At 40.2% G+C, this 25,276-nt stretch carries 19 protein-coding genes; 11 read left to right on the plus strand and 8 right to left on the minus strand.

Translation table 11 applies throughout. The features are described 5' to 3' along the window. Positions 1–45: 45 nt before the first annotated feature. The 6 genes from KJS58_RS06955 (at position 46) to KJS58_RS06980 (ending at position 6,593) form a co-directional block, all read left to right on the plus strand. Positions 46–927: a carbohydrate ABC transporter permease gene (locus KJS58_RS06955; protein ID WP_213531694.1), complete on the plus strand. Its 882-nt coding sequence runs from the start codon at positions 46–48 to the stop codon at positions 925–927. Continuing rightward, positions 927–1,760 (plus strand): carbohydrate ABC transporter permease, encoded by an 834-nt coding sequence (locus KJS58_RS06960; protein WP_213531696.1) that lies wholly within the window; start codon positions 927–929, stop codon positions 1,758–1,760. Before KJS58_RS06955 ends, KJS58_RS06960 begins: the two co-directional genes overlap by 1 nt. A 28-nt stretch (positions 1,761–1,788) precedes the next feature. Beyond that, entirely contained in the window at positions 1,789–2,811 is a 1,023-nt protein-coding gene (locus KJS58_RS06965) for a glycoside hydrolase family 130 protein (protein ID WP_213531698.1), read from the plus strand. A gap of 172 nt (positions 2,812–2,983) precedes the next feature. Further along, a complete protein-coding gene (locus KJS58_RS06970; protein ID WP_213531700.1) occupies positions 2,984–3,970 on the plus strand; it encodes a glycoside hydrolase family 5 protein in 987 nt (328 codons plus the stop codon). 374 nt (positions 3,971–4,344) lie between these two features. Further along, complete coding sequence (locus KJS58_RS06975) at positions 4,345–5,310, plus strand: glycoside hydrolase family 5 protein (RefSeq protein ID WP_374705792.1); 966 nt, start codon at positions 4,345–4,347, stop codon at positions 5,308–5,310. A 152-nt stretch (positions 5,311–5,462) separates the two neighbouring features. After that, positions 5,463–6,593, plus strand: coding sequence for an NAD(P)/FAD-dependent oxidoreductase (locus KJS58_RS06980; protein WP_213531703.1), 1,131 nt, complete (start codon positions 5,463–5,465; stop codon positions 6,591–6,593). Positions 6,594–6,649: 56 nt separating this feature from the next. On the opposite strand, the gene KJS58_RS06985 is transcribed toward KJS58_RS06980, so the two are convergent. The 5 genes from KJS58_RS06985 to KJS58_RS07005 all read right to left on the minus strand — a co-directional run bounded on the left by KJS58_RS06985 (position 6,650) and on the right by KJS58_RS07005 (position 13,767). After that, positions 6,650–8,023, minus strand: coding sequence for a sigma-54 interaction domain-containing protein (locus KJS58_RS06985; protein WP_374705791.1), 1,374 nt, complete (start codon positions 8,021–8,023; stop codon positions 6,650–6,652). Positions 8,024–8,174: 151 nt separating this feature from the next. After that, a complete protein-coding gene (locus tag KJS58_RS06990; protein ID WP_213531707.1) occupies positions 8,175–9,137 on the minus strand; it encodes a DUF561 domain-containing protein in 963 nt (320 codons plus the stop codon). A 59-nt stretch (positions 9,138–9,196) separates the two neighbouring features. Further along, entirely contained in the window at positions 9,197–10,450 is a 1,254-nt protein-coding gene (locus KJS58_RS06995; protein WP_213531709.1) for an L-lactate MFS transporter, read from the minus strand. A gap of 24 nt (positions 10,451–10,474) precedes the next feature. After that, positions 10,475–12,046 carry an acyl CoA:acetate/3-ketoacid CoA transferase gene (locus tag KJS58_RS07000; RefSeq protein ID WP_213531711.1) on the minus strand — a complete coding sequence of 524 codons (1,572 nt, stop codon included), beginning with the start codon at positions 12,044–12,046 and terminating at the stop codon, positions 10,475–10,477. A 719-nt stretch (positions 12,047–12,765) separates the two neighbouring features. Beyond that, positions 12,766–13,767, minus strand: coding sequence for a cation diffusion facilitator family transporter (locus tag KJS58_RS07005; protein WP_213531713.1), 1,002 nt, complete (start codon positions 13,765–13,767; stop codon positions 12,766–12,768). 305 nt (positions 13,768–14,072) lie between these two features. On the opposite strand from KJS58_RS07005, the gene KJS58_RS07010 reads away from it, so the two are divergent. Together KJS58_RS07010 and KJS58_RS07015 are read left to right on the plus strand one after the other, a co-directional pair. Continuing rightward, positions 14,073–18,515 carry an endo-1,4-beta-xylanase gene (locus tag KJS58_RS07010; protein WP_213531714.1) on the plus strand — a complete coding sequence of 1,481 codons (4,443 nt, stop codon included), beginning with the start codon at positions 14,073–14,075 and terminating at the stop codon, positions 18,513–18,515. 266 nt (positions 18,516–18,781) lie between these two features. Further along, entirely contained in the window at positions 18,782–19,981 is a 1,200-nt protein-coding gene (locus KJS58_RS07015; RefSeq protein WP_249716995.1) for an MFS transporter, read from the plus strand. Between the two features lie 174 nt (positions 19,982–20,155). Here the strand turns inward: KJS58_RS07015 and KJS58_RS07020 are convergent, their stop codons facing one another. Further along, positions 20,156–21,385: a cytochrome P450 gene (locus KJS58_RS07020; RefSeq protein WP_213531716.1), complete on the minus strand. Its 1,230-nt coding sequence runs from the start codon at positions 21,383–21,385 to the stop codon at positions 20,156–20,158. 238 nt (positions 21,386–21,623) lie between these two features. Here KJS58_RS07020 and KJS58_RS07025 point away from each other — a divergent pair, with 238 nt between their 5' ends. Both KJS58_RS07025 and KJS58_RS07030 read left to right on the plus strand, forming a co-directional pair. Continuing rightward, positions 21,624–22,136 carry a PadR family transcriptional regulator gene (locus KJS58_RS07025; protein WP_213531717.1) on the plus strand — a complete coding sequence of 171 codons (513 nt, stop codon included), beginning with the start codon at positions 21,624–21,626 and terminating at the stop codon, positions 22,134–22,136. 133 nt (positions 22,137–22,269) lie between these two features. Beyond that, positions 22,270–22,875, plus strand: coding sequence for a pentapeptide repeat-containing protein (locus tag KJS58_RS07030; protein WP_213531719.1), 606 nt, complete (start codon positions 22,270–22,272; stop codon positions 22,873–22,875). 103 nt (positions 22,876–22,978) lie between these two features. Here KJS58_RS07030 and KJS58_RS07035 read toward each other — a convergent pair whose 3' ends face one another. Together KJS58_RS07035 and KJS58_RS07040 are read right to left on the minus strand one after the other, a co-directional pair. After that, positions 22,979–23,341, minus strand: coding sequence for a hypothetical protein (locus tag KJS58_RS07035; RefSeq protein ID WP_213531720.1), 363 nt, complete (start codon positions 23,339–23,341; stop codon positions 22,979–22,981). Positions 23,342–23,431: 90 nt separating this feature from the next. Continuing rightward, positions 23,432–24,232 carry a helix-turn-helix domain-containing protein gene (locus KJS58_RS07040; protein WP_213531721.1) on the minus strand — a complete coding sequence of 267 codons (801 nt, stop codon included), beginning with the start codon at positions 24,230–24,232 and terminating at the stop codon, positions 23,432–23,434. Between the two features lie 134 nt (positions 24,233–24,366). Between KJS58_RS07040 and KJS58_RS07045 the strand changes: the two genes are divergently transcribed. Next, positions 24,367–25,176 (plus strand): phytanoyl-CoA dioxygenase family protein, encoded by an 810-nt coding sequence (locus KJS58_RS07045; protein ID WP_213531722.1) that lies wholly within the window; start codon positions 24,367–24,369, stop codon positions 25,174–25,176. The last annotated feature ends 100 nt before the right edge of the window (positions 25,177–25,276 follow it).

The following is a 25,276-nucleotide window of genomic DNA, read 5'->3' on the forward strand; positions in this document are numbered from 1 at the left end:
ATCTTCTGAAATTTCATAAAATGGCTGGATAAGTGGAGGTATGGCATGTTTAAATTATCTAATTTAAGTTACGCCAATCAGAGAAAATTAATAATACTGGCGTTCTCGTTAATTCCGATTATTCTATTAGTTACATTTGCTTACCTGCCCGTAGTGAATATGTTCAAATACAGTTTTACGAGCTGGAATGGTTACAGCAAAAACATGGAATATGTAGGTTTTAAAAACTATATTAACATTTTTACGAATCCTGAATATTTTGCCGTGTTTAAAGTAAGTTTGTATTACTTTGTAGCTACCTTTTTCCAAATGGGACTGGCTCTTTACTTTGCAACCATCTTAAGTTTTAAAGTTCGCTTTAAGAACTTCTTTAAAGGGGTTTTATTTTTTCCTTATATGCTGAATGGGGTTGCCATTGGTTTTATTTTTCTGTTCTTCTTTAGACCAGATGGAACCTTTGATACGTTACTGAATGCACTGGGACTCGGTGAGTATATTACGCTTTGGCTTGGTAATCCAGATGTAATTAACATTTCGCTTGCAAGTGCTTCCGTATGGAGATATATGGGCTTTAACTTCATTATCTTCCTCGGGGCTATTTCCTCGATTGATAAAGATATTTATGAAGCAGCGGATATTGATGGTGCAAACAAATGGCATCAATTCAAACATATTATTATCCCGAGTATTAAACGAATCGTACAGCTGAATCTGATTCTTGCAATTAGCGGCGCGATCAGTGCTTTTGATATTCCGTACATTATGGTTGATGGAGCAAATGGCAGTAAAACGTTTGTTATTCAGACCATTGATATGGCGTTCAAATACGGGAAGTTTGGTCTTGCTTCAGCGATGGCAGTGGTGCTCTTATTTATTGTCATCATTGTTACCTTGTTGCAGCGCCTTGTCATTAAGGAGGATAACTGATGTTTACCCTTAAGAAATCAGTAGCGTCGGCTATTAAATATATATCGTTGATCGTAGGTTCTCTTGTCGCTATTGTACCGATCCTTGTTGTGTTTTTTGCTTCATTTAAAACAAAAGAAGAGTATGCAACGACGAGTCCGATTACACCACCGGCAGACTTTACAAACGTAAGTAACTATGTAACTGCCTTTATTGATGGGAATATGCTTATCGGATTTATGAACACTTTTATCATTTTAATTATCTCCATTGTGGGTGCAACCTTAACTGGTTCTATGATTGCTTTTATCCTAAGCCGGTTTAAATTTAGAGGCAAAAAATTGCTTATGGGTGCTTTTCTGCTTGCAACACTGATTCCGAGTGTAACTACACAGGTAGCCACTTTCCAGATTATTAATGCTCTTGATCTTATGAATACAAGATGGGCAGCAATTGTCCTATATTTGGGGACTGATATCATTGCGGTTTATATTTTCTTACAATTCCTAGATACCATTTCGCAGGCACTAGATGAGTCGGCAATGCTTGATGGTGCGTCGTACTTTACGATTTATTGGAGAATTATATTGCCATTACTTATGCCGGCGATCGTCACTGTCATTATTGTAAAAGGTGTCAATATTTATAATGACTTCTATACACCTTTCCTGTATATGCCGAAGACGGATTTACAAGTGATATCGACCGCATTATTTAAATTTAAGGGTCCTTATGGATCCCAATGGGAAGTAATCAGTGCGGGGATTATGATAGCGATTATTCCTACACTTATTATATTCATGAGCCTTCAAAAGTATATTTACAATGGTTTAACAAACGGTTCTGTTAAATAATATCAGAAAATGGAGAGGGGATTTTACAATGTCAAAAGTAAATATTATTGGACAAGCTTTGCCGAATATGCCATGGGAGAACAGACCAGAAGGGGTTACAACACCCGTATGGAGACACTCTGCAAACCCAATTATTGATCGTAATCCGGTGAAAGGAATTGCGCGAATTTTTAACAGTGCAGTCGTGCCTTTCGGAGATGGCTATATGGGTGTATTTCGTGCCGAAACAATAAACGGACGTCCTCATTTGCATTTAGGAAAAAGTAAAGATGGCTTGAAGTGGGAGATTGAAGAAGAAGCGATTGTGTTCACAGATGATAAGGGTCAGCCTTATCGACCGAACTATGCTTATGATCCTCGCGTAGTAAAAGTAGAAGACACTTATTATATCATTTGGTGTACAGATTTTTACGGCGCTGCTTTGGGATTTGCAAAAACAGAGGACTTCAAAACATTTACTAGACTTGAAAATCCATTCCTGCCTTTCAATCGTAACGGAGTTCTGTTTCCGAAGAAGAAAGACGGTAAATTCTTAATGTTGTCTAGACCAAGTGATAGCGGACATACTCCATTTGGTGATATTTTCCTCAGCGAAAGTCCTGACCTCGTATATTGGGGTAAACATCGTCACGTCATGAGTAAAGGCGGACAAGGATGGTGGCAATCTGTGAAGATTGGCGGCGGACCAGCACCTATTGAAACTTCAGAAGGTTGGCTGATGTTCTATCATGGTGTAACGGGTACTTGTAACGGTTTCGTATATAGCATGGGTGCCGTTATCCTTGATAAAGATGAGCCTTCAAAAGTGAAATATCGTTCCTCTACTTTTGTACTTACTCCTGAGACTTGGTATGAAGAGAGAGGATTCGTTAACAACGTAATCTTCCCTTGTGCCACTCTTCAAGATGCGGATACAGGCAGAATTGCCATCTACTACGGAGCTGCGGATTCCTATGTAGGTGTTGCTTATACTGATGTAAACGAAATTGTAGAATATATTAAAAATACGCATGAAGATATAGCAGACGATCATGAAATTGGCCTCATCTAATAATGGATGTTCTGTAATTAAAGCATTTTATCAACAAGAACTCTAGATTCAAGATGTGTGTTATACCTGTAGTTAATTCCATGCTTTCCATAGGAAGGCATGGAATTAATATATACAGAGATCTATCATAAATCCGGATTAAGTTAAATATCTCAACTAAGTGGAGGTAATTATGCGTAATTTTAAAAGGTGTTTTATTTCAACACTCGCCGTATTATTTATATTTGGCGCATTTTCGTCGGCACTACCGAAAGCGGAAGCTGCAACTGGTTTTTATGTAAGCGGTACCACCCTCTATGACTCTACGGGTAAACCATTCAAGATTCGCGGTGTTACTCATGCTCACTCTTGGTATAAGGAAGATTCAGCAGAGGCAATGAAAGCAATTGCGAAAACAGGGGCAAATACCGTACGTATTGTCCTGTCAGATGGAACAAAATATACAAAAGATGATGCAGCTGCAGTAAAACATCTGCTTGATTTAGCTGAACAAAACAAACTGATCGCGATCCTTGAAGTGCATGATGCAACAGGGAGTGACGAATATAGTGCGCTAGATAGTGCGGTAAACTATTGGATTGAACTGAAAGATGTTCTTGCTGGAAAAGAAGACCGGGTACTCATTAACATTGCAAATGAATGGTATGGCACTTGGGACAGCACTGGATGGGCTGAAGGCTATAAGAAGGCGATTCCTAAACTGAGAGAAGCAGGAATGAATCACACCTTGATTATAGACTCGGCAGGATGGGGGCAATATCCGCAGTCAATCGTTGATAAAGGGAAAGAAGTATTTCAAAGCGACCCAAATAAAAATACGTTGTTCTCGATTCATATGTACGAATACGCTGGAGGAACGGCGGAGCAGGTGAAATCTAATATTGATGGAGTTATGAATCAAGGGCTTGCGGTAATAGTAGGTGAATTTGGTAATAAACACACAGATGGTGATGTGGATGAGGTAACCATTATGAAGTATTCTGAGAAAAAGCAAATTGGCTGGATTGCTTGGTCTTGGAAAGGGAATGGCGAAGAATGGGCGTATCTGGATTTGTCTAAAGATTGGTCCGGAAATAGTCTGACCAAATGGGGAACGACCGTTGTACATGGTACTTATGGTTTGCAGATGACCAGCACAACGGCACCGGTTTTCAAGTAAGTACATTTTTATCCTTACCTAATTTGTAAATGTAATCGTAGATGGCTCCTAGTTGATCTGGGGTCATCTTTTTTATTTGATTTGGCAGGTTCAAGAACCCTCATATTCACGGACTTTGGAATCATTTTTGTAGGATGATCGAAAGAGATATCTTATACAAATAAAGAGCAAAAATAAGCAATACAGACCATTTACTGTAAGCGTTTTCCTCTGTAAAATTCAAGATAACTTAATCGATAAGGTTAATTCTATGCATTATTTATTCCTCGTTGAATAAGTTAATTAAAGTTCTGTTTTCACTTATCTTGATTTTACTTCCATCTATAAGATGAGAATTAAAATAATAAAAAATGGGAGGTAGTTATATGCTTCGAATGAAAAAAAGTTTGATCTCGATGTTGGCTGTTCTTACTGTATTTGCCTTTGGAGGAATCCCAAAAGCAGAAGCTGCAACAGGATTTTATGTAAGCGGAACCAAAATCTATGACTCTACGGGGAAACCTTTTGTCATGAGAGGGGTTAACTATGCACATTCATGGTTTAAGTCTGATCTAAATGCGGCAATTCCAGCAATTGCAAATACAGGAGCAAATACCGTACGTATCGTACTATCGAATGGTAGTCAGTATACGAAAGATGATATCAATAGCGTGAAAAATATCATTTCTTTAGTATCGCAGCATAAAATGGTTGCTATTCTTGAAGTACATGATGCGACAGGAAAAGATGATTATACATCACTGGACCAGGCTGTGAACTACTGGATTAGCATCAAGGATGCTTTCATCGGAAAAGAAGACAGAGTCATGATTAACATTGCAAATGAATGGTATGGAAGCTGGAACGGCAGTGGATGGGCTGATGGATACAAGCAGGCGATTCCAAAGCTTCGTAATGCGGGTATCAAAAACACATTAATTGTGGATGCTGCAGGATGGGGTCAGTACCCGCAATCGATAGTCGATTATGGACAAAGCGTATTTGCAGCGGACTCTCAGAAAAACACAGTGTTCTCCATTCATATGTATGAATTTGCTGGGAAAGATGCAGCGACCGTGAAGTCAAATATGGAGAATGTGATAAACAAAGGTCTACCACTGATCATTGGTGAATTTGGTGGATATCATCAAGGTGCAGATGTGGATGAAACCGCAATTATGAAGTATGGTCAAGAGAAAGGAATCGGCTGGCTGGCATGGTCTTGGCATGGAAACAGTGCCGATTTTAATTACTTAGATCTAGCAACAGGTCCAAATGGAAGTCTTACGAGCTGGGGGAACACCGTGGTTCATGGTACAAATGGAATTAAACAAACTTCGGTTAAAGCCGGTATCTTTTAATCGATTTATTGATGTTGATCGTTAGGTTCCATAAGAATAGGAATTATAGTTCTATAAGATATAAGATATATTTCACTTTAACAAACCTGCCTTCTTTTTGAAGTGCGGGTTTGTTATCATGGATACAGGTTGTAAGGAAAGGAATGTAATACATGAAGAAGAAAGTCATCGTCATAGGTTCAGGAATTCTAGGAGCATCAACAGCTTACCAATTGGCAAAAAAAGGGGCAGAGGTCATTATTATAGACCGCGGTGATAAAGGGCAAGCCACCGATGCTGCTGCAGGTATTATATGTCCTTGGTTATCACAAAGGCGTAATCAAGATTGGTACCAGCTTGCCAAAGCAGGCGCGAGTTTTTATCCTAATCTAATTCAAGAGCTTGAAGCTGAAGGGGAAACAGATACTGGATATGCGAAAGTGGGTGCACTTAGTATCCATACAGATGTAGAAAAAATTGCGAAAATAGAGGAAAGAGCACATAAACGCAAACCAGATGCGCCGGAGATCGGCGAAATTACAAGACTTAATGAGAAAGAAACCCGTGAACGGTTTCCTCTATTAAAAGAAGATTACCATGCTGTACATATTAGCGGTGCGGCACGTGTTGACGGCCGTGCGCTGCGTGATGCACTGATCCGCTCGGCAGAGCGAAAAGGGGCGGTTTTCATTCATGGTGATGCAGTACTTAAGTATCATTCAAACCGAGTAACTGGGGTCACCGTTGGAACCGAGAGCATTTCAGCTGATCAAGTGATCGTCTGTGCAGGTGCTTGGGCTGCATCTCTGCTAGCACCTCTAGGTATTTCTTTTCAAGTTAGTTATCAAAAAGCACAAATTATGCATCTGCAAGTTCCAGATGGTGAGAATACAAATGAGTCGCCTGTAATCATGCCGCCTTCGGATCAATATTTGCTTTCTTTTGATAATCAAAAGATGGTTATTGGAGCAACACACGAAAATGACATTGAAGGTTATGATACAAGGGTTACCGCAGGCGGGATGCATGAAGTTCTTACAAAAGGGATGGAAGTGGCACCAGGTTTAGCGAATAGCACACTTCAAGAGGTTAGAGTTGGTTTTCGTCCGTTTACTCCGGGATTTTTGCCAGTGTTCGGTACGGTTCCAGAGTGGGAGGGGCTGTTAGCCGCGAATGGACTTGGTTCATCGGGTCTTACGATGGGGCCTTACATTGGAAGTCAGTTAGCTAAATTATCACTCGGGATGCCACTTGATATGGATATTCATCCCTATGATCTACGAAAAGCAATGGAAGGGAACTAAATATGAAAAAGGAGATCTAGATACTTGCATACTTTTATCCAGATCTCTTTTCGTTATCAATGTTCGTTTTCTAGATTCTCTTCCATTTTTTTGAGCTTTCGATAGATAACAGAACGATGAATACCTAATTTCTGAGCAGCTTCACTTATGTTACCCTGGCAGGAATCAAGTACCTTTTCAATATATCGTCCTTCTGTGATCGTTGTGAAATCTTTTAGTGAATGAAAATGGGACTGATTGTTGTTAATGAAATGATCGAGTGCAAACCAGTCTGTAACGATTTCATTCATGTTTTTAAAAGGCAGATTATTGATAACGATTAATCGTTCAACGTAATTACGTAATTCCCGCACATTTCCCGGCCAACTAAGCGATAACATGTGCTGAAATTCATCTGCACTTAATGAAAAATGTTTGTTGTATTTTTGATTGAATTCATCTATAAACCTAGAGACGAGACCCACGATATCTAATTTACGATCACGAAGAGGAGGAATATGAATAGGGATGACGTTAATTCGGTAAAAGAGATCTTGTCTAAATTTTCCCTGCTTTACGAGTTTCCAAAGGTCACAGTTCGTAGCGGCAATGAAACGACAATCAACCTTAATATTTTCAATTCCTCCGACTCTTCGAAGTTCATTCGTCTCAATGACCCGAAGTAATTTTGTCTGCATATCTAGAGGCATCTCTGACAGCTCATCAAGAAATAGGATCCCTTGGTGAGCTGTTTCAATAAGTCCTATTTTTCCTTTTGACTTACTGTCATAGACACCATCTTCATAGCCGAACATTTCATATTCAAATAAGGAACTCGGAATGGCAGCACAGTTTAAAGTGACAAAAGGACCATTAGAACGATTGCTTTTTTGGTGTATATAATTAGCAATCACTTCTTTACCTGTTCCCGATTCCCCTGTGATTAGAATTTTACTATCGTAAGGAGCGATTTGGTCACATACTTTAATAATCTGTTTCATTGCAATACTTTCAGCCACAATATCAGGTGGAGATATGGAATTATCCAACTCATTAATAATAGAAGCTTCAATTTTCTCAGCTTCTAGTTTACTTTCTTCAATAGGACATTCATTAGATGTCGTTACTACAAGCTGAATTTCTCCATCTGGCTCAAGGATCGGAATGGAAGTAGATAGAATACTAAACCCTCGGTTGGTATTGATTTTTTTCGTAACCCTTTTTTTTGTTCTAATCGCTTCCATCGTAATCGAATAATCGTAGTATCCCGCACTCACAAGATCCATGACGTTAGATCTTAAAATCTCTTCAAGTGGTATTCCAAGTGTAATTGCTGTAAATTCATTAGAAATTAAAATATTCCCTAAACGATCTGTTACGAAGAGGGTAGAAGGAAGATCATTCTGCTCATGCGATTTTCCTGAAATCTCTGTGTTTGTCATAAGTGTCATTCCTTTATCAGCAAACCAAGTTTATTTCATTAATAAGAAGTACATCTCTATTATAGGGGAGTTTAAACCATTCTAAACAAACGATATGAAAAGGAACATATCATAGAAAAGCCTGGACATTCAGGATGAATATCCAGGCTAAAGTGTGATATTAAGCAAATGTTAACTCGCGTACCTCATGGAATTTAATTTTTCCAAGTTTTTCAAATACTTGTTCAGCTTCTGCAAACATGGAAGTAATCATTTCCTCTACCGTTGTGATTTCGTTGCACAATCCGCAAATCTGACCAGCCATGACAGAACCATTATCTGTGTCTCCTTCGAAAACAGCTCTACGCAGGGAGCCAAGAGATAATTTTTCTAATTCATCTCGGCTTGCTTTTGCATCTTCAAGTTCCAGGTATTTCGCAATCATACTATTCTTAATACTACGAACTGGTCCGCCGATACTACGGCCTGTTACTGTTGTGCTTGTATCTGTAGCTTCAAGTACTGCTTTTTTAAAGTTCTCGTGAGTTGGGCATTCAACAGTTGTTAAGAAACGAGTACCTACTTGTACACCTTGAGCACCTAAAGCAAAGGCAGCTGCAACACCGCGGCCGTCAGCAATACCGCCAGCACCGATTACAGGGATAGACACAGCGCTCACAACTTGAGGAAGAAGAGCCATTGTAGTCGTTTCGCCAACATGTCCGCCAGCTTCTGTTCCCTCAGCAACGACAGCGTCAACTCCTAAAGCTTCCATTTTCTTTGCGATTTTTACGGAAGGGACTACAGGAATAACAATAATATTGTTTTCTTTAAATGTTTGCATGTATGGAGCCGGAGTTCCCGCACCAGTCGTTACAATTTTAACACCTTCTTCAATAACGACTTGAATAAGTTCTGGGATGTTGTGCATCATGAGCATTAGGTTCACGGCAAACGGTTTATCTGTAATTTCACGAGTTTTACGAATTTCTTCACGAAGACGATCAGCGGATAATCCGCCAGAACCGATAATACCTAGCCCGCCTGCATTAGATACAGCACCTGCAAGAGGAGCAAGTGCAATTTGTGCCATAGCACCTTGGAAGATTGGGTATTTAATTCCTAGAAGTTTAGTAATAGACATGTGTAATTCCTCCTAAATATAATGAAGTTTTTTTGATTCTTTTTTTTATTATTTATTTGTTATTCTGCTGCTTCCATTGACATCTGTTTGGATGTTGAATTTTGTTTATTCTTTTTATCCATTGCGTTATAGACGAATGTTAACAGTAGACCAACTAGAGAAATAACGAGTGCGATGTAAAATGCGTTAGTGAAATTTCCATCATTCGCTGCAGCTACACTAGAAGCAATTCTTGGTCCAAAGAATGCAGCTCCAGAGTATCCGATGAAGACAACTCCGTAGTTCACACCATAATATTTCATACCGAACTTTTCGCCTACAATGGAAGGGAAGATACCCATGGTTCCACCAAAGCAAAGTCCGATACCCACAATAGCAATGACAAAGCCAGTAACTGTAGAAGACTGTGCAATAATAAACATCATGATTGAAATTACGAGATAGATCATCATAAGGCATTTAAATCTACCGATTTTATCGGAAACAGCACCCCAGAATACACGGCCCAAGCAATTGCTTAGACTGTACAAACTAACATAAAGTGCAGCTACTGCCGGAGTTAAACCGAACATCGTTTGACCAATTACAGAAGCATTGGAGGTTACCATCATTCCGGACAATGCACCAATCAAGAACATAGATGCAATGACATAGAATAATGGAGTTTTGATCATTTCCTTCCAGTTGAGGTTCACGCTGTTTTTTGCGCTTGAAGTGACTGGAGGAATCCAACCTTCCGGAATGTATCCTGCTGGTGCTGGCTTAACTAAGAAGCCGCAGCCTAGAATAATAACCAGGAAGGCAATACCCAGAGTAACCATTGCCATATTAACACCGCTGCTGCTAATTAGAGCATTCGCGATAGGAGAAATAATCACTGTACCGCCACCGTAACCAGCCGTTACGATACCAGCTGCAAGTCCGCGTTTATCTGGGAAAAGTTTCGCATTGTTACCAATCGTTGAAGCATATACAATACCTTGACCTATACCGGCGATTAAACCATATGTGATATAAAGCATCCATGGAGCGGTTGCTAGTCCGGATAGTAGGAACCCAAGACCAAACATCGTACCACCGATAAAAATGGCTTTCTTCGCTCCGCCTTTATCCACTAATTTACCGCCGAGAATCATTGGGACAGGAGAAATGGCAGCATTGATGGTAAATGCCATCATAATATCTCCCATCGAAGCATTAAATTTTTCGGATAATGGTAAAGCAAATATACTGAAGGCGTACACCGCACCTACACATAAATTAATGAGAGTAGAAGCCCACAAAATCGTCCATCGATTCAGTTTTGTTTGCATGATTTTGTCCCTTTCTAGAAATTATTAATTCTTCGATTGTTTAAAAAGAATGTTTTTTAATTCTCCCCATTGCTCTTGGAAGATACCAGGATCCATTTGTTTCAGATCAGGGGAGATAACAGGTTCAAATTCCATTTGATCTAGAATATGTTTTTGAAGATCAACACCTGGTGCAATTTCGGTCAGGGTCAATTTTCCGTTTAATAGTTCAAACACAGCACGTTCCGTTACATAGATAACAGGTTGGTTCGTTTTTGTCGCATAAGCACCGCTGAATGTGATTTGCTGAACTTGTTTAACAAATTTTTTGGATTTACCTTCTTTAATAATGTTCAGTTTTCCATCTTCAACACGGACGTCTAATCCTCCAGCAGTAAACGTTCCTGCAAAGACTAATTTTTTAGCGGACTGAGATATATTAATGAAACCGCCGCATCCAGCAACACGAGTTCCGAATTTACTTACGTTCACATTGCCGTCTCCATCGGTTTGAGCCAGACCAAGTACGGAGAGGTCAATTCCGCCGCCATCATAAAAATCAAATTGTGCATGATGATCGACAATGGCTTCACTGTTATATGCATGTCCAAAATCTTTCAGGCCTGCTGGTACACCGCCGATTGATCCTGCTTCGGTTGTAAGAATCAGCTGATCACTTACTCCTTCTTCCGCAGAAACGATAGATACATTGACAGGAATGCCGACACCAAGATTAAGAATAGTGTTAGGTTTTAACTCAGCAGCAGAGCGGCGAGCAATCACTTTACGCTCATCAAGCGGAAGTGCTTCAATGCTTTCCGTTGGTACTTTGATATGACCTGAGAATGCTGGGTTGTACTGCGTGTTTTCCGTTTGGAAGTGATTTTCAGGACTAGCAACAACGATGTGGTCAACTAGAATACCAGGAACCACAACATCTTTTGGACTTAGTGAGCCAGCCTTCGCAACCGATTCAACCTGAGCAATAACAATACCGCCCGAGTTACGTACCGCTTGAGCAATCGGAAGTACTTCCATATGGAGTCCTTCTTTTTCAAGGGTTAGATTTCCGTTTTCATCTGCTACTGTGCCTCGAATGAGAGCAACTTGAATAGGGAAGGATTTATAGAATAACCACTCTTCGCCTTCAAGTTCGATTACTTTTACGATATCTTCTTTTGTTGAGGGAGACATTTTGGCACCTTCGATTCGTGGATCAACAAATGTGCCAAGTCCTACTTTTGTAATAACACCAGGACGTTTTGCTGCAATTTCACGATAGAGCTGAGTAATAACGCCTTGTGGCAGGTTGTAAGCTTCACATTTATCTTCTTCAATCAGTTTTGCCATAGCAGGTGAAGCAATAGCAATGCCGCCAATCCATCGTTTGATCAAGCCTTCATGACCTAGATGACTCATTCCTTTGTCACGGCGATCACCGACTGCACTTGCATGAATTATGGTCAAATTTTTTGGATGACCTGTTTCAAGAAATCGTTTTTCGATCGCAATACCCATTTCTTCAGCCCAGCAGGACAATCCAAAACCACTTGCTGCCACTGTATCGCCATCATTAATCAGCTTTGCAGCTTCCATTGCAGTAATAACTTTTGACATTAGGACACACCCCTTATTATCTTAATCCAATATTTGTATAGTGAAAGGATTCACATGTTATCATAGATCTCTGTATTCATTTTCTTAAGTCAGACACAAATGTTTGTGAATACTTTCACTTGTATCTTAGTGCAAGTTTTTTTTTCCGTCAATTGAAGGGAAGATGGCATTATGATCCGGAAATTGTGTAGATAAATTGCTACAAAAAATGGGCTATTTTCTGCTTTTGAGCAGTGAGTATGTACTCTACAAATAAGAGAAACAAGAAAAAATGAGATGAAATAGTGAAAATCGGTGTAGCTTTTCAGCTTTAATTTTTTGGCTGATTATAATAAAAAAGGCTGTTACTATTCCATTCTAAATGGAGATGGGTATGAGATTTATAAGGATTTTTTGATGCTAAAGTGAGTTAAATCATAGAAATGAATATCTAATTTCTGAGCAATCTCTAAACGAAGCTGATGTGGTAATAGATAAAATGAGAGTATAAATCATAGTTTGAACAGTTTATGAATTACACAGAGAATATTCATTTGCAGGAATCAAGACAGAAATTTCGCATTTTTCGTTTTCTTGCGACAACATATTTTGGCTTAATGCAGGAACGAGACGGAGATACGCTAACTGTTGTGCTTGTAGGTTATGAGCGCATCATAGCGGGAGAAAACGTAAAAAGAGCCATACTTTTCGTAAGCATGACTCTTTTCTTATACATCATTTTATTTTACGATTTCAGAATCCTTTTTAATCCAACTCGTAATTCCATCATCTTCAATAATAGAAATGACTGCATCAGCGATGTCTGGATTTTGCATGAGTTTCTCCTGGATCCGGAACTTGACATCATCAGCATCCGCAAGCGTCAGTCCTTTATGAAGTTCAATTAAACCTTCCACATGGTAATAACGTCCTTCCTGAATAATGCGCATCATTTGGATATCCGCCACATGCGTATCTGCAAAAATCGTCTGAGACACCTTGTCTTCGATATCTTGAGGGGCAGCAACCCCGATCAGACCAATCATGTTGTCATAACCGACTCGGAAAGCAACGGCAATCATCAAACACCCAATGAGTGTGGTTACGATTCCATCTAAGAGTGCAAAGTTAGTGAGTACAATGACAACGACAGAGATCAAAGCAAAAAGTGCACCTAATACTGCAACCACATCTTCATAGAATACAAGTCTTGTTGGCGGGGCAGCTCGCCCTACATTTTTGATGGCAGCGGGAACAAGAGCAAATCCTTTCGCCTCAGGAGCGCGCGATTCCTTGAGAATCTCTTTCATCGCTTTAAACAAAATGGCACCATCAATGAGAATATTCAGCACCAATACACCAATATTAATCCATAGACCACCTGAATGGCCGGCAGGATGCTGCAATAAATGAATTCCTTCATGAATGGTCTCATAGGCCATAATCGTTACGACGATGACAGCAATCATACAGAAAATGTTGATTACACGTCCAAATCCAGTAGGGAAGCGATCGGTGGGCTTTTTCTCAGACAATACACTGCCGACAAAGACAAATCCCTGATTAATGGCGTCTGCGAGCGAATGCATGGCTGAGGCAAACATGGCTCCGCTGCCACTGAATATAAATGCTCCTCCTTTGCATAAAGCAAGCACCGCATTACCCGCCATAGCGATGGCGGACGAAGCATTTCCTTTCTTTACGAGAGAAATAAAACTTTCTGATTTCGGTTGTTCGATCACTTTTTCTTTTCCTCCTAGAGAACATTTGTAAAAGATGTTTTGAAATAAGACAAGCTCGCTTCATATCCATGTTTTTCCATGCAACTGAATTATAACTTTTTTTACCCATTTTGGGTTGATGTAAAAAGGGCTGTGAAACTTTTATTTTTCATTATGTATTCCAGAAACATCTTTGATTTTTACAGTAATATCTATAGTTTGTCAGGTTTTCGTCAACCAGGATACCCGTCATAATAGATCAGGAAGCGTCACAAAGTGATTTGAAAGCGTTTGCTTTGTGGTGTAATCATAAGGGAGGGAACGTAATGAGGAGTAAAATATCAAGTGTATTAGCTTTCATCATGTGCATAACCATCATGGCACCACAAGGTTTATGGCTTCCCAAAGCAGATGCTGCTTCAGTCGGTGATACGGTTGTAAGCAGTGATTTTGAAACAGGAGTTGATCAGTGGTTCAAGCGTGGTTCTGAAACGGTTACACAAAGTACGTATGATGCGCAGAGCGGCAACGGAAGTTTGCTGACAACGGGGCGTACGGCGACATGGAATGGACCAGGGATGAATGTAACAGAAAAACTGGTAAAGGGTGCTACCTATGAGTTCTCAATCTATGCCAAATTAAAAGAAGCAGGTTCAGCTACCATTGAATTGACACTGAACCAATCTGATTTACCAAAAATAGATGGTAAAGAGAATCCGGCTACTTACGTCAAAATTGACTCAAATACCGTAACAGAAGCCGACTGGGTACATCTAGAAGGACAGCTTCAAGTTGATAAGCGTGCGAGCGGATATCAAGTGTATGTACAATCTACCGACAATGCAACGGTTGATTATTACATCGATACGTTCTCTGCTAAACTTGTCAAACTGCCAGAAGACTCTGAGCCAACATTACCGGGTGATGGGGAAATTGATCAATCAGGTAATATATTCGATTTTGAAGACGGCCAAGGTAAATGGATTCGTCGCTTTGGAGATGGTCAGATAAGTGTCACTGATCAAGCTAATCATACTTCAGGCGGTTCAAAAAGCTTGCTGACTACCATTTCTCAGCAAGATGATGGACCCATTCTCGATGTACTAGAAAAGATGAATCCAAACGATAAATACGACTTATCCGCATGGGTGAAAATGGCACCTGATTCGAAGCCTACGACACTTCGAATATCAGTTCAATCAGGCGAAAACAGCTTTTCAAATGTGTCCTCAACCGTACTTGTTACATCAGGAGAGTGGATACAGTTGAAAGGTACATATACTGTACCTCCGGCACCTGAAGTACTTAAGGTTTATGTTGAATCAGCAGAACAGCCTGCTGAGGCAAGATCGTTTTACCTAGATGATTTTCAGATATCATTAAGTGCTCCTGCATCAGGTCCAAAGCCGTTGCCAATTCAGACTGACATTGACGCACTCAAAACGGTTTATGAGAAATACTTCGATATTGGGGCAGCAGTGGAACCCCCTCAATTAAGTGGAAACATTCAGCAGCTTCTTGATTTCCACTATAATTCGGTTGTAGCTGAGAACTCAATGAAACCGCAGTCCCTGAGTCCGTCCGAAGGAAATTGGAACTTTTCATCAGCGGATAAAATTGCAAAATATGCGATGGACAATAACCTGAATTTACGGCTGCATACCCTTGCGTGGCACTCACAGGCTGCAGAGTGGATGTTTCAGGATGAGAATAAAAAACCTCTAGAAGCAACACCAGAAAATAAACAACTCGTACTGAAAAGACTAACGAAATATATACAAGATGTGCTTCGCCACTACAAAGAAATGGGAGTCACCATTCATGATATTGATGTAGTTAATGAAGTCATTGACGAAGGACAGCCGGACGGTATGCGTAAAAGTGAATGGTACCGGTTAACGGGTACAGACTTTATTAAGACTGCATTTATCGTCGCTAGAGAAGAGCTTCCAACTGCGAAGCTGTATATCAATGACTATAATACACACAGTCCGAAAAAACGCGATGCTATGTTTGATCTTGTTATGAAACTTAAAGACGAAGGTGTACCTATCGATGGAGTCGGTCACCAAACACATATTAATATCAGCGGTCCTTCCATTGAGCAAATCTCAGATTCGATTCGAAAATTCGGTGAAGCAGGTTTTGATAATCAATTAACAGAGGTTGACGTATCTGTATACACCAACAATACTACGAGCTATGATACGATTCCTGAGAACTTGCTCGTATCGCAAGGGTACCGATACAAAGAATTATTCAAAGAGTTGATACGTCTAGATGATCTTGGAAGAACAGATAAGAATCCTGAAGGATGGATTAGCAATGTGACACTTTGGGGCATAGCAGATGATCACACCTGGCTCCATAACCGTCCGATCGATCGCCAGGATGCACCTTTCCCATTTGACAAACAACATCAAATCAAATATGCATACTGGGGAATGGTGGAAGCGGTAAATACAACAATCCCTTCCAAACTTCCTGTCTCCGGAAAAGCGGCTACCGCAGCGCAAGGTACACCAAAAGCAGGGGATCCTCAAGATATTGCCTGGGGTACAATTCCGGCTATGAAAACGGAAAGTCTTGGTACACTTGAAGCAGATGTAAAATTGTTGTGGGACGCGCTTCATTTATATGTTCGAGTGGCAGTAAAAGATAACACGAAAGACTCTACAGATAAGATTGAACTGTTTACGGATGAGGGTGGTAACAATAAACGGACATTTACACGTGGTGACTCATCAGTAACTGAAATAGAAGGTGGATATGTACTAACAACGGCAATTCCACTGGAAGGAAAGCTCGGAGATAAAGTCAAATTCGATGTAAGAGTAACTGACCTTGGTGTTAATGACGGCTCTGAACAGGGCGGGAATGGCATGATCGTATCTTGGAGTGACCCGCGGAATGCGCAGGAGCACGATACACAAGGGTACGGGGTACTCACTTATATTGAAGCTACGAAAATCGGCACCGCTATCAAAGGTACACCTATCATTGATGGAGAACTGGATGCAGTTTGGGCGGGTGCACCTGTGTATAAAACGGATGTGAAAGTTGAACAGACAGGCAGTGGAGCAGCCAAAGCAGATTTCCGCACGATGTGGGATGATGAGAACTTATACGTATATGCGATGGTCACAGACAGCGTATTAAGCGATGCTATTAAAGAAAGTGCTCATGAACAAGATTCCATTGAAATTTTTGTGGATCAGAATAATGGAAAGACAACAGCATATCAAGATGATGATGGTCAGTATCGTATTAATTTCAAAAATGTGAGAACGACCGCAGGGCATGCATCGGAAGATAATTTCACTTCGCAGACAAAAATTGTTCCAGGAGGGTATGTTGTCGAAGCAGCAATATCACTGGATATGATTAAAGTGAATCCGAATACGGTAATCGGTTTTGATCTACAGGTAAATGACGATCAGGACGGGGGTTCTCGGGATAGTGTATTCATATGGAATGATCCTACGGGTTTATCTTATACGAATACATCGAGGTTCGGTGTTCTTCAGTTCAAGGAGAAAGAGACTGTTCCAAGTCCAACACCAAATCCAACACCAACACCAAATCCGTCTCCAAGTCCGTCACCAAACACCAATCAAAATACAAATGAGTCAACTTCAATACAGGTGAGCAAGGATGTGAATGGTCATGCTATCGCAAAAGTGAGCAATGCAGCTTTCACTGAAGCGTTGAAGAAAGTAAAAGCAGGCCGAATCTTGTTTGATATTCCGTTACCAAGCGGTACAACAAAGGTGAATGTGAAGCTGCCAGTAGACCAAATTAAGACAGCTAAGGCATCAGGTGTCAAGGAATTAGAAATCAATGCGGGTCTAGCTAAGTTAGTTGTGCCTAGCATTTTAATTCCTGATTCGACGGATACGGCCGATGCAGAATTCAGCATCGAAAAAGTGGATAACAATTCATTAACGGATGCAGTTCGCAGCAAAGTCGGAAACAACCCTGTGTTCGACTTCCAATTAACCATTGGCGGAAAGCAAATCAGTAATGCAGGCAAAAACCAAAAGATTCAAATTGCGATTCCTTATGCGTCAAAAGAAAACGAGAAAAAGGAACAAGTTGTCGTGTACTCCATAAACGGCAACGACAGCTTCCAGATTATTAACAACGGACACTATAACCCGGCTACCTCTATGGTAGAGTTTCGTGTTAATGACTTCAGTAAATTCACAATGGGACATGTAGATGTGAACTTCACTGATTTGAATCAAACGGAGTGGGCGAAAGAGAGCATTTCTGCGTTAGCAGCTCGTAATATCGTTCAAGGTGCAACGGATCAATCGTTTTTACCTCGAAAAGAAGTAACACGTGCTGAATTCGTACAAATGCTGATCAGTACACTTAACCTGGAAGCTGCGAATACAGGAGTGAACTTCAGTGACGTAGAGAAGGGGCAATGGTATTCTGAAGCGATTACAGCGGCATATCAAGCAGGAATCGTTCAGGGTAAGAAGAATGGAACCTTTGGCGTCCATGATAAAATCACTCGTGAAGAAATGGCAGTTATGACGCTTAGAGCATTAAAAGCGACTGAATTCACGGGGAACACGAATAACCCAGAATCAACTTTTGCAGATCATTCAGCAATTTCGGATTATGCAAAAGAAGCGGTAGCAGCTTTGAAGCAAGCAGGGATCATCAGCGGTATGCCAAGTGGCAAATTCCTGCCTAAGGCTACAGCTATCCGGGCAGAAGCAGCGGTGATTTTGCATCAATTACTAAGTTTGAACTAATAAAATGTAAAAGGGACGTTGTTAACTATTTAGCTGTAAGCTGAATAGTAAGCAGCGTCCTTCTTTTTATGCAGATCGCTTGCACCTAGAGCGTGAATTAAACTTTTGCAATCATTCTAGTTCCATATTCTTATATACCGAATTTAAAATATTATATTTATAAAGTCATTTTCTCGATATAGTATAATGATATGTTCATATATAGGGATAAGGAGACGTACATAACAGTGAAAAAAAGTACAGGGAAAATCAACAAAATTTATGCTATGCAGCTTGCTACCATATTTATCGGTTTTATCATTTTTGGTTTTTCAGAAAATATTAAAGGACCTGCGATTCCACGAATTCAATTCGATTTTATGTTAAATGAATCTCAGCTTGGCACCTTATTATCGCTTAATGCGTTAGGTTATTTGCTTGCTTGTTCTTTTACTGCTTACCTGACAAGAATATGGGGAATTAAACTGGTGACGGTTTTATCTTTTGCTTCCATGGCTCTCTCGGGTATATTCATTTTTTTCTCACAGCATTATGCCATGTTTTCAGCTTCTTATTTCTTAATGTATATCGGTAACGGGATGCTGGAGATCGGCTTAGCAATTCTGGGGGCTCGTATTTTTGTTAAGAATACGGGAACGATGATGAACTTAACCCACGGCTTTTATGGTCTTAGTTCGACGGTAGCGCCACTTATTGCAACAGGTCTCATGCAGGTTACCATTAACGGCCACACACTGGACTGGCGTGGAATGTATCTTGTTATGTTATTATTATCCATTATTCCCATTGTTTTCGCGCTGCTCAGTTCTTTTCCTGGCGATGATATTTCAATTGAGGATCGTATTCCTCTTAAAACACTGATCAAAGATCCTGTTTTATGGCTCATGGTTCTTGTCCTATCCTTTGGTGTTGTTTCCGAATTGGCTGTAGGAGGCTGGCTCGTTAACTTCTTAGAGAAAGCTTACGACTGGGATACCGTTTCAGCTTCGGGAATGCTGTCCGCATTCTTCTTATGTTTTGCGCTAGCCAGATTATTGCTTGGACCGTTAACAGACAAAATTGGTTTTACTATATCCTTAATTATTTTTTCGGGTGCATCTGCTGTTTGTACATTTATTGCCATTTTTGGTGGGGAAGAACTAGCCTTTTTCTTTGCCGCCGCTGGAATAGGTATTGCTATGATTTATCCTACAGTGATGGCTTTTATTGCTAGGAGATATCCTAATGGGAGTGACACGGCGATTACTTTTACGGTAACGCTTATGGGAGTCGGTAGTGTAATTGGTAATTATCTGATCGGGGCAGTGACTGAATTAACCAAAGGTATTTTCGGAGCAGACACTCACCTAGGACTATTTCGCGGACTCCAGGCCGGGTATGGATTTATCGGTTTATGTGCAGCTTTGTGTATGATTACAGGAATTATCTTATATATTTATTTAGGTAAAAGGAAAGAGATCATTTGAGTTAATGATAGGTTCTACATACATCTATTCATAACGAAAGTTATCATGAAAAAAGAGCAACCTTAGTCTAGTTGAGTGACGAACTAAGGTTGCTTTTGATGTTTTTTAGTAATGATCTGTTAACTTCAAAAATTGGCTACCTTATACATAGAGAGAGTTACTCATCAGAGAGATTTATTTATACACACGAACAGGCAGGGAGATTAAGGTTTGCCCTGTTGCTGCAGGCGTTAAATTTTGTTCAAGCTTAAAGTCTGATACGGGTTCGATTCGTGAAAATTTATCCATGAATAACCCGATCCCTATATTCGCTTCCATCCGTGCCAGAGGAGCACCCAAGCAAAAATGAGGTCCATTGCCGAAAGTTAAATGCTGTTTGTTGTTGGAACGGTGAATGTCTAAAGTAAACGGGTTGCTGAATACTTCTTCATCCATGTTCGCTGCGCTCATCCAAGCAACGACGACATCACCTTTCTTTAAGGGAACGCCTAACAAGTCGTTATCCTGTTTGACAGTCCGGTCCATTTTCGCAATGTTAAACCGGAAACGGAGCATTTCTTCTACCGTGTTAGGCAGCAGTTCGCGGTTTAATCGGACCTCTTGGTATATTTGATCATTGTCATATAGAAAAGAGTAAAATGTGTTTGCTAATAAATGACTCGTTGTTTCGATGCCGGCACCGAGAATAAACATCGTCATTCTTACAATCTCGTCATCCGTTAGACGTTCCCCGTCTACTTCAGCCTGGATCAGATCAGATATGATGTCGTCCGCTAGATTTGATCGTTTCTGTACAATATAAGGGAAGAGATAATTATAGTATTCCTTGGCAGCTTCACGTTTTAATTCATTCACCTTTTCTGCATTCTCTTTTGGAATGGGAAGGAATAAATCGTATACCCAGTTTTGGAATAACTCACGGTCTTTGGAAGGGACACCTAGCAGGTCGGCAATCACTATGGTAGGAAGGGCGCTGGCAAAATCTTTAACAATATCAATGACTTCATTTTCTTCTATATCACTGAGAAGCCCATTCACAATTTCATGAATCCGCGGCTCCCATAATTTTAAGCTGCGCGGGGTAAAAGCAGCAGAAAGTAAAGAACGGCTCTTTCTGTGTTCAGGAGGATCGGACATTAGATTCACTTTTCCCATATGTTTTCCTTCATCGTTATCTGCTCCAACGCTAATGGTTGTACGCGTTCTAACACTGGAGAAATGTTCATAATCACTAAGCACTTTTTTTACATCTTTGTACCGATATACATTCCAGGTGTTCGTTGCTTCATTAAAGCTTACCGGTTCATTTTCTAGTTTGTTCCTATACCATTCGTATGGGTTAAATTCTTCACTAGGTGATTGAAATTGAGTGATTTCCTCTAAGGAGATGATTTCATTTTTCATGTCGTATCCTCCTCTGTTTTTTGAATTCGATGTTATGTTCCTTACTGGCAAGTTATGTTAAGTTAACATATGTTATTTTAACATAAGAGAGTAAATTGGTGATACATCCCAACGACCCATGGCTTAAAGTCTAGTACCTATTAAAAATATGTCGAATTCTGATTGAATTAAGACTAGCGGTTGTTTCGATAACAAGGCATAATTCAGATACAACAGTAATTAATGAAAGGGAAGCGTTATGTATATCGAACTACTTATATTAATGCAGATTGAAGAATCCCCGAAATATGGATACGAGATCAAAAAAGAAATACAGAATGATTTAGGATACTTAACGGATGTCAATCACAATATGCTATATCCGACGTTGCGGCGTTTTACAGAGCAAGGTTTTGTTACGAAGAAGATTAATGAACAAAATGGGAGACCCAATCAATATGTATATGAAATTACGGATTCAGGTCGAAGCAAGATTACTGATTTAATAAATGCTTTTTCAGATAAAGAGTCAAAGCATCAAATTGAGTTTTTGATTCGGGTATCTCTTTTTCAGCGAATTTCGAAAGAAAACCAGCTTCGAATCTTGAATATGAGAAAAAAAGATTTGGAATTACTCGAAGCAGATCTTACAAAATGGCAAAAGAAACATGTTCGTGATATGTACAGGTATGAAGTGTTACAACTATCCATCGCTCAGGTGAGAGGTGAGATGAACTGGATACAAGAGCTGATCCGTAAGGCGGGGGAGTAGAAGGAGTCAACTTTTCTGTCCTCTTTTTATAATATGAATGAAAATAAAAGTCTTGACATTTACTCTGAGTGATACAGGTGCTTGACAGCCGTTTGTTATACTATAACTACTACCCATTCATAGGAGGCATCACATGTTTCAACATAGTAATCAACATTACGAAGAAGTTAATTTTAGTACTCAAGATCTGCGGTATGGAGAACTCATCAGCTGTACATTTTATCGTTGTTCATTCATGAACGGTTCATTAGAAGAGATCACATCCAGCAACTGCCGATTTATGGAGTGTGATTTTCGTGGAGCATCTCTGAACGGTTCCATTCATAAAGAAAGTGCATTTGAGAATTGCAACTTTAAAGGAGCTAATCTTTATGTTTCGAAATTTGAACAATGTAAAATGACGGGCTCCGACTTTTCAGGTGCCGATATTGATGGCATCACGATCGTCGAAGGGGATTGGTCATATACAAATCTAAGACATTCCCGGCTTAATAAACAGGATCTGCGAGGAGTTAAGTTTTATGAAGCTGACTTGTCAGGTGCCAATCTGGAAAAAGCCGATTTAAGAAATAGTGATTTAACAATGGCCGTATTAGCGAAAGCAAATATGCAGGGGGCTGATCTAAGAGGAGCTGCGATGCAAGGCGTGGATTTCAAAACGCTGAGCATTGCAGGCGTGCGAATGGACACGGATCAGGCGGTATTGTTTACACTTTCTCATGGAGCAAAGGTGGACTAACGAGCGGAACTAGAGAAAACAAACGATAACACCGGTATAATGCTGGTGTTTTTGTCTTTTTTAAATCTACTGTTTATTTTACGATAAAATAAGTAAGAACCGTTTACATAAGACGGTTCTCCAAAGATTCGATTGCAAGGAGTAGTGCAGTTAAGCGACGTTCATTTAATGTTTTTTGAGAACTGCCTTCTGTTGCTTTTGCTATTTGTTTTTCGATAGATGGAAGGATACCTTGCAGAACTTCTATAGAAGTCAATATGATTTCTTCGCTATAGTTAAAATCCTCCCCATTCCAAGTCCCTTTTAAGCTCTCTAAACCAATTTTCACTGCGTTCAGTCTCTTTTTGACTAGAGTTGTGCTTGAACCTTTTTCTGTCATGGTTTTACAAGCATTAGTAAGTTTATTCATCGTTGACTCCAAGGATTTAATGGATAAATCCTGGATTTCTTGGCTAACTGTATTCATATACAAACCACACTTTCCGTTTTTTAATCATCCAACTTCCTTTACCCAGTTGCTAAACGCTTTGCTCTCACCTTGGCAATCTCCGAATAGTCATCCTTTATCTTTTCTAAACTTTGCTGGGCTTACCCCTATCATTCTACGAAACAGATTGGCAAAATGATTATAGTTATTAAATCCTACATCATGTGCTGCTTCGGTTGCCGTTCTCCCCATATGTTCCATATAGATGGCAGCCTGCTTGATTCTCATTCGATTCACATGTTCAATAATACTTTCACCCATTTCTTCTTTAAAAAGATGGGATAGTCTTGAAGAAGATAAGCCGGCCGCATCTGCTAAATCTTGAATTCGTATCTCGTTATTCATAGAGTGAGACAGGTTTTGCAAAGTAAGGATGATTCGCGGGTCGTGCTTTCTATGTAATTGCTGTGCGAGCAGCAGGATAATCTCCCGAATTGTATTTTCACATAAAGCATACCAATAATCCGATCGCTCTCTTGCATGATAGAGGATATGTTCCAATCCATCGGTAACTCGCTCTTGTGTATATCCATCCGGGATAGGTACGATAAGAAACTCCTCTTGAGGCAAATAACTTATTTCCATGAGTTTATGAAAATGAACCCAGATAAAGTTCCAACGTCTGCCTTCCACTGTACCATACTCATGAGGAGTGTCGGCACGTAGTAGCCCAAGTTCTCCTGCACGGATATGTTTACACCCCTCGGGGGTTATGAAATAACCTTCACCTTCGAGTGTGTATACCATGAGCCAGTCTCCCATTCCCTTGGGGCGGCTGTGACTATATGTGTCGTCTTCGTTAAAATGTCCGCTCAGAATATCGCCATAACGCGTAGCTGTATAATTCGCAGTTTGATATTGAGGAGCCATGTACTGTCCTCCTAATTCGAGATCGGTAGCAGAATCCATGCAGTTTACAGCAAGAATCCTACTTCTTATCTATTATGGATTCCTGTAAGCTGTTGTCAACCGATGAGGTATGTTTAATAAGGAGATGAGTAATCGTGAACAAAGGGTTGAAAACGCTATCCCCTGATCAGTGGAACCTGTTTCAAAAGGAAGGATATATCATCGTAAAAGGGCTGTTTAGTAAAGAAGATCTGTGCCGGATTGATCATACATTTGATGAGATTAGTAATTCATCTATTCCAGGATATTTCGAACCTGATTTGGAGGCTGCTTCTGGCGATCCACTGAAACGTTACCCAAGGGTCATGCATCCGCACCGTTTCAATGAAACGGCCAAATCCTACATGCTGCATAAACCGGTACTGGATGTACTTGAAGATCTTTATGGTGAGGAAGCGTTAGCGGCACAAAGTATGTTTTATTATAAGCCACCCGGCTCCCGAGGTCAGGCACTGCATCAAGATAATTTTTATTTGCAAGTAGAGCCTGGCAACTGTATAGCGGCTTGGACTGCCATTGATCCTGCTACGCTTGAGAATGGTGGACTGCTTGTAGTCCCTCAAACTAGCGAGCATGACATCGTATGTCCGGAAGAGGCGGACTCCAAAGAGTCTTTTACGACGCACTATGTGAAACCGCCAAAGGATACAGCAGCCATACCCGCAATTATGGATCGCGGAGATGTATTATTTTTTAATGGAAATCTCATTCACGGTTCGTACCGGAACAAAACAAAAGATCAATTCCGCCGCGCTTTTATATGCCACTATGTGGGTGCATCTGCCACTCATATCAGTAATCATTATCGTCCTCTGTATCGCGCAGACGGTTCTGCCATTGATCTAGAGATAAATCCGGATGGGGGCCCCTGCGGTATAGAGTTTGAAAATGTTTATCCTCATTAATCAAGCGCGCTTAAATGGGAATAAGACGGAAAACTATGTATCAATTACCAATTGTAAACGCTATAATATGATCTATATGAATCGCCTATGATGAAAGACT

Origin of the sequence: Paenibacillus sp. J45TS6 (assembly GCF_018403285.1) — a bacterium.
In the GTDB taxonomy this organism is placed as follows: Bacteria; Bacillota; Bacilli; order Paenibacillales; family Paenibacillaceae; genus Paenibacillus.

What these genes read in the sequence shown, in the direction of transcription:
- KJS58_RS06990 (WP_213531707.1), bottom strand. Translation starts at nt 9,137, where the DNA reads ATGTCTATTACTAAACTTCTAGGAATTAAATACCCAATCTTCCAAGGT.
- KJS58_RS07025 (WP_213531717.1), top strand. Translation starts at nt 21,624, where the DNA reads ATGTATATCGAACTACTTATATTAATGCAGATTGAAGAATCCCCGAAA.
- KJS58_RS06995 (WP_213531709.1), bottom strand. Translation starts at nt 10,450, where the DNA reads ATGCAAACAAAACTGAATCGATGGACGATTTTGTGGGCTTCTACTCTC.
- KJS58_RS06960 (WP_213531696.1), top strand. Translation starts at nt 927, where the DNA reads ATGTTTACCCTTAAGAAATCAGTAGCGTCGGCTATTAAATATATATCG.
- KJS58_RS06970 (WP_213531700.1), top strand. Translation starts at nt 2,984, where the DNA reads ATGCGTAATTTTAAAAGGTGTTTTATTTCAACACTCGCCGTATTATTT.
- KJS58_RS06985 (WP_374705791.1), bottom strand. Translation starts at nt 8,023, where the DNA reads ATGACACTTATGACAAACACAGAGATTTCAGGAAAATCGCATGAGCAG.
- KJS58_RS06965 (WP_213531698.1), top strand. Translation starts at nt 1,789, where the DNA reads ATGTCAAAAGTAAATATTATTGGACAAGCTTTGCCGAATATGCCATGG.
- KJS58_RS07000 (WP_213531711.1), bottom strand. Translation starts at nt 12,046, where the DNA reads ATGTCAAAAGTTATTACTGCAATGGAAGCTGCAAAGCTGATTAATGAT.
- KJS58_RS07040 (WP_213531721.1), bottom strand. Translation starts at nt 24,232, where the DNA reads ATGGCTCCTCAATATCAAACTGCGAATTATACAGCTACGCGTTATGGC.
- KJS58_RS06955 (WP_213531694.1), top strand. Translation starts at nt 46, where the DNA reads ATGTTTAAATTATCTAATTTAAGTTACGCCAATCAGAGAAAATTAATA.
- KJS58_RS07015 (WP_249716995.1), top strand. Translation starts at nt 18,782, where the DNA reads ATGCAGCTTGCTACCATATTTATCGGTTTTATCATTTTTGGTTTTTCA.
- KJS58_RS07035 (WP_213531720.1), bottom strand. Translation starts at nt 23,341, where the DNA reads ATGAATACAGTTAGCCAAGAAATCCAGGATTTATCCATTAAATCCTTG.
- KJS58_RS06975 (WP_374705792.1), top strand. Translation starts at nt 4,345, where the DNA reads ATGAAAAAAAGTTTGATCTCGATGTTGGCTGTTCTTACTGTATTTGCC.
- KJS58_RS07030 (WP_213531719.1), top strand. Translation starts at nt 22,270, where the DNA reads ATGTTTCAACATAGTAATCAACATTACGAAGAAGTTAATTTTAGTACT.
- KJS58_RS07010 (WP_213531714.1), top strand. Translation starts at nt 14,073, where the DNA reads ATGAGGAGTAAAATATCAAGTGTATTAGCTTTCATCATGTGCATAACC.
- KJS58_RS07020 (WP_213531716.1), bottom strand. Translation starts at nt 21,385, where the DNA reads ATGAAAAATGAAATCATCTCCTTAGAGGAAATCACTCAATTTCAATCA.
- KJS58_RS06980 (WP_213531703.1), top strand. Translation starts at nt 5,463, where the DNA reads ATGAAGAAGAAAGTCATCGTCATAGGTTCAGGAATTCTAGGAGCATCA.